Raw genomic sequence first — 4,433 nt, forward strand, 5'->3', positions numbered from 1 at the left:
GCCGTACCCCGCCCGCTCTCAGCCGTGCCCGCCTTCCTTTCGGCCGCGCCGCCCGCTCGCGACTGCGCCTGCCTACCCTCGGCTCCGCCCGCGCCCCCGGCCTCTCAACTGCGCCTGCCTACCCTCGGCCCCGCCGCCCCCTCTCAGCTGTGCCTTCCTGCCCTCAGCCGCGCCCATCCGTGCTCGCCGCCCCGGACGTTCCCGCCGTACCCGCCGGTCCTCCCGGCCCCGTCGGCCCCGTGGCTCCCGGCCGCCCCGCCCGTCGGCGCCCCCGTATCTCATGGTGCAGAGAAGCGACCGCCCCCGCGATGCACAGCCCCCCGACCACAAGCGGTATCACCACGAACCACGGGGTATTCCAGGCGCCTCCCGCGTCGCCGAGGTACACGACACCGGCGGCGGTGAGGAAGAGGCCGGCGACGAGCTTCCCCGGCCGGAACTCATGCCGCAGCACGGGCCACCTCCGCCTGTCCCAGACCGACTTCGAGGTCGAGGGTGAGCGTGCCGCCGCTGCCCGAGCCCTTCTCGGGCGTCAGCGTCAGCCGGTCGCTCTTGTCCGGTGCCACGTCCACGTCCTCCTTGTCGTCACCCGGCAACTGGATGTCACCCAGGCCCACTTCGACGTCGAGCCGCACGGTGACGTCCGGTGGGACCACCACCCTCACCTTGCCCGCGCCCACTTCCACGCTCGTGCTCAGCGACTTTCCCTTCGGTATGTCCACCCCGGACAGGTCCAGCGTGCCCACTCCGGTCCCGAGCTCGTACCGGGCCGCCACACTCTCCGCGTTCCGCGGTGTCCACTTCGTACGGGCCCAGTCGGTGGTGATGTTCGAGGGAAGCGCCGCCGTGCCCGCCAGGAGTCCCGCCGTGACCACGGCCAGGAAGATCGACCCCGCTCCCGTACGGCCGAGGAAGGCACTGAGGGCTATGCCCAGACCGAGCACGGTCAGCGCGCAGGCCAGACCGGTCTGCAGGCTGGCGGCAAGCGTGCGGTCCTCCCACGTGGCGCCGGTACCTGTGCCGCCCGCGAGGAGTGCGAGCAGGAAGATCCAGCCGCCGATCCAGCGCGGCCCCCGCAGCTTCGGCGGACGCGCGACGCGTATGTCCTGGCGATCGGGCCGGATGCCCCGGGCGATGTTGACCGCCGCGGCTATGTCCCGGTCGCGGGACTCCCACGGGCCCCACAGATATCCCGTGCCCCCGATGTGGGTGCCGTCCTTGACTATGGGGTCGCGCCACCACGAAGGGTAGGCGGAGGCCACGGGGGGTGCCTGGGCCTCCGGCGGGGCATCGGCCACCGCCTGGGCGGCCAGTGGATCGGGGTCGGGGGCGCCGCGGTGCCGCGACCAGTACCCCGCGCCGGCCAGGAGCAGGGAGACGACCACCGAGAAGGTCAGGACGGTGGTGTTGCCCAGCATGGTGAGGAAGACACCGCAGCCGACCAGCGCGAAGAGCACGGCCGTGAGGGCCTGGCCGTCGACCCGACCGGTCAGCAGCTTGCGTACCTCGTTCTCCTCCTCGTCGTCGTACGGCACGAACAGCCAGGCGAAGCCGTAGAAGAGGAGTCCGAGGCCCCCGGTCAGGGAGAGCACCGCCAGTACCACGCGGAAGATCACCGGATCCATGTCGCACTGGCGCCCGAGCCCGGCACAGACACCGCCCAGCAGCTTGTACCGCCGGTCGCGGCGAAATCTGTGCGGGGCGCCGGGGTCTCCGGCCGGATCTGCGGGGCCGGTTGCGTCCGATCGATCCGCGGGCGCGCCCGCGTCCGCCTGCGTGCCCCTGCCCGCGTGCGGGTGTGCGCCCGCGCCACCGTGCGCGCGCGGCTCCTGCGATCCCGTGCCCGGTGGGGGCACGGCGTCCTGCGGCTCGGTGGTGGGCCGCAGGTCGTCCGGACCCGAGCCGGGGCCCGGCTCCGCTGCCGCGTGCTGGTGATCCGTCATGCGTCCATCGTGACCGCCGAGCCGGTCCGATGGCAGTCGGGATGACCCTGGTCGAACCCTGATATCCGCTTGAGGGATGTGTTCGATCACGCCTGCGCCGAAGATCAGGGGCGTCTCGGGGGTCGACCCTGATGCCTCGCTCCGCCATGCGTGTGAACATCGATGACATGCCGGAAGCCGCAACACAGCCAGTCGACACTCCGCGGCCCCCGCGCAAGCTCTACCGCAGCAGCGACGGACGCTGGCTCGGAGGCGTGGCGCGAGGGCTCGCCGGACATCTCGGGCTGCCTGTGACCTGGGTGCGGCTCGTGTTCGCCGGCCTCTTCCTGGCGGACGGCCTCGGCGCCCTCGTCTATGCGGCGTTCTGGTTCTTCGTCCCGCTCGGCGTGGGAGGCGTCGACAACCAGCGGCCTCCGGCCATCGCCACCGAGACCTCACCCGACGGCCGCCGCAGACTCGTGGCCCGCAAGCCCGACCGCGGCCAGATAGTCGCCCTCCTCCTCATGGTCGTGGTGGCCATGGTCTTCGTCGGCAATGTGAACCTCGGAGAGGGCGCCACGGCGTATCTCTGGCCGACCGTGCTCGTCGCCGCCGGCGTCGCCCTGGTCTGGCGCCAGGCGGACAACGCGCGGCGGGCCCGCTGGGCCGAGGTCGGCCGTCGTCGGCGCACGATCACGCTGCTGCGCTCCGTGGCCGGTGTCCTGCTGGTCACCGCAGGGGTCTCCGGGATATTCGTCCTCCAGGGCTCGGCCGCCCACCTCGGCTCGGTCCTTCAGGCAGCGCTCGCGGTCCTCGTGGGCATAACCCTGCTGGCCGGACCGTACCTCGTGCGTATGACCCAGGACCTCTCCGAGGAGCGGCTGATGCGCATCCGCGCCCAGGAACGCGCGGAGGTCGCGGCCCATGTCCATGACTCGGTGCTGCACACGCTGACGCTGATACAGCGGAACGCGGACAACCCGAACGAGGTCCGCCGTCTCGCCCGCGCCCAGGAGCGCGACCTGCGGAACTGGCTGTACAAGCCCGAGGGCACGGGCAAGGACGAGGCCGACGAGCCCGACACCCTCGCCGAGGCAGTCCGGCGGAACGCGGCCGAGGTCGAGGACAAGCACGGCGTCCCCATAGAGGTCGTGGTCGTCGGCGACTGCCCCCTCGACGAGGGACTGACCGCGCAGATGCAGGCCGCGCGCGAGGCGATGGTGAACGCCGCCAAGTACGGTGGCGAGGGCGGCGCCGTGCAGGTCTACGCCGAGGTCGAGGGAAGGACGGTTTTCGTGTCCGTTCGCGACCGCGGCCCAGGGTTCGACCTCGACGCGATACCCGCCGACCGCATGGGCGTCAGAGAATCGATCATCGGCCGCATGGAGCGCAACGGAGGCACAGCACGGCTCCGTGCCGTACCGGACGGCGGCACGGAGGTCGAGCTGGAGATGGAGAGGGCGGAGACGACGTCATGAGTGACGCGAACGGGGCCAACGACACTGCTGCACAGGGCGGTTCGGGCACGACGCCGAGCGGGGGCCCGGGAGGTTCGGCCGCGCGGGGCACCGGTTCGGCCGAGGGCCTGCCCGGTGAACCCGCCCGGCAGGACACGCCCGACGGCACCGCGGAGCCCACCGCACCCACGGCACCGGCCGCTCCCTCCGCACCGGGACCGTCCGTCCCCGGGCGGCATGTCCGGGTCGTGCTGGTGGACGACCACCGCATGTTCCGTACCGGTGTGCGGGCCGAGATCGGGCAGACGGAGCGCACGGGTGTGGAGGTGGTCGGGGAGGCCCCCGACGTGGATCAGGCGGTTTCGGTGATCACGAGTACGCGGCCCGAGGTGGTGCTCCTCGATGTGCACCTGCCCGGCGGCGGCGGCGTCGAAGTCCTGCGCCGCTGTTCGTCGTTGATGGCGGACGCCGAGCAGCCCGTCCGCTTCCTCGCCCTGTCCGTGTCGGACGCGGCGGAGGACGTGATCGGAGTGATCCGGGGCGGTGCACGCGGCTACGTCACCAAGACGATCACCGGCTCGGACCTGGTGAACTCCATCTTCCGGGTCCAGGAAGGCGACGCGGTCTTCTCTCCCCGCCTGGCCGGCTTCGTCCTCGACGCCTTCGCCTCCACCGATGCCCCGCCCGTCGACGAGGACCTCGACCGCCTCACCCAGCGCGAGCGTGAGGTGCTGCGGCTCATCGCCCGCGGCTATGCGTACAAGGAGATCGCCAAGCAGCTCTACATCTCGGTGAAGACGGTGGAGTCCCACGTGTCCGCCGTCCTGCGGAAGCTGCAGCTCTCCAACCGCCACGAGCTGACGAGATGGGCGACGGCACGCCGTCTGGTGTGAGACCGGAGGCCCCGGCGCGGACGTGCCGGGGCCTCCGGTCTCACACCAGACGGCGTTCCGTCGCCCATCTCGACAGGTCGTGGCGGTTGGAGCGGCCTCTTGTACACATCTCCTGGCCCACGAGACAGGCAGAAATACCGTTTGCCGTCTTATCCTTGGAC

At 71.6% G+C, this 4,433-nt stretch carries 3 protein-coding genes; 2 read left to right on the forward strand and 1 reads right to left on the reverse strand.

Annotation, left to right across the window (positions count from 1 at the left end):
* Window positions 1-440: 440 nt before the first annotated feature.
* Window positions 441-1,943 (reverse strand): PspC domain-containing protein, encoded by a 1,503-nt coding sequence (locus P1P70_RS41230; protein ID WP_319247113.1) that lies wholly within the window; start codon window positions 1,941-1,943, stop codon window positions 441-443.
* A 131-nt stretch (window positions 1,944-2,074) separates the two neighbouring features.
* On the opposite strand from P1P70_RS41230, the gene P1P70_RS41235 reads away from it, so the two are divergent.
* Window positions 2,075-3,400, forward strand: coding sequence for a PspC domain-containing protein (locus P1P70_RS41235; RefSeq protein ID WP_319247115.1), 1,326 nt, complete (start codon window positions 2,075-2,077; stop codon window positions 3,398-3,400).
* Window positions 3,397-4,272, forward strand: a complete 876-nt coding sequence (locus P1P70_RS41240) for a response regulator transcription factor (RefSeq protein ID WP_319247117.1) — start codon at window positions 3,397-3,399, stop codon at window positions 4,270-4,272. Before P1P70_RS41235 ends, P1P70_RS41240 begins: the two co-directional genes overlap by 4 nt.
* Window positions 4,273-4,433 lie beyond the last annotated feature (161 nt).

This window comes from Streptomyces sp. MB09-02B, from assembly GCF_033794485.1.
GTDB lineage: Bacteria > Actinomycetota > Actinomycetes > Streptomycetales > Streptomycetaceae > Streptomyces.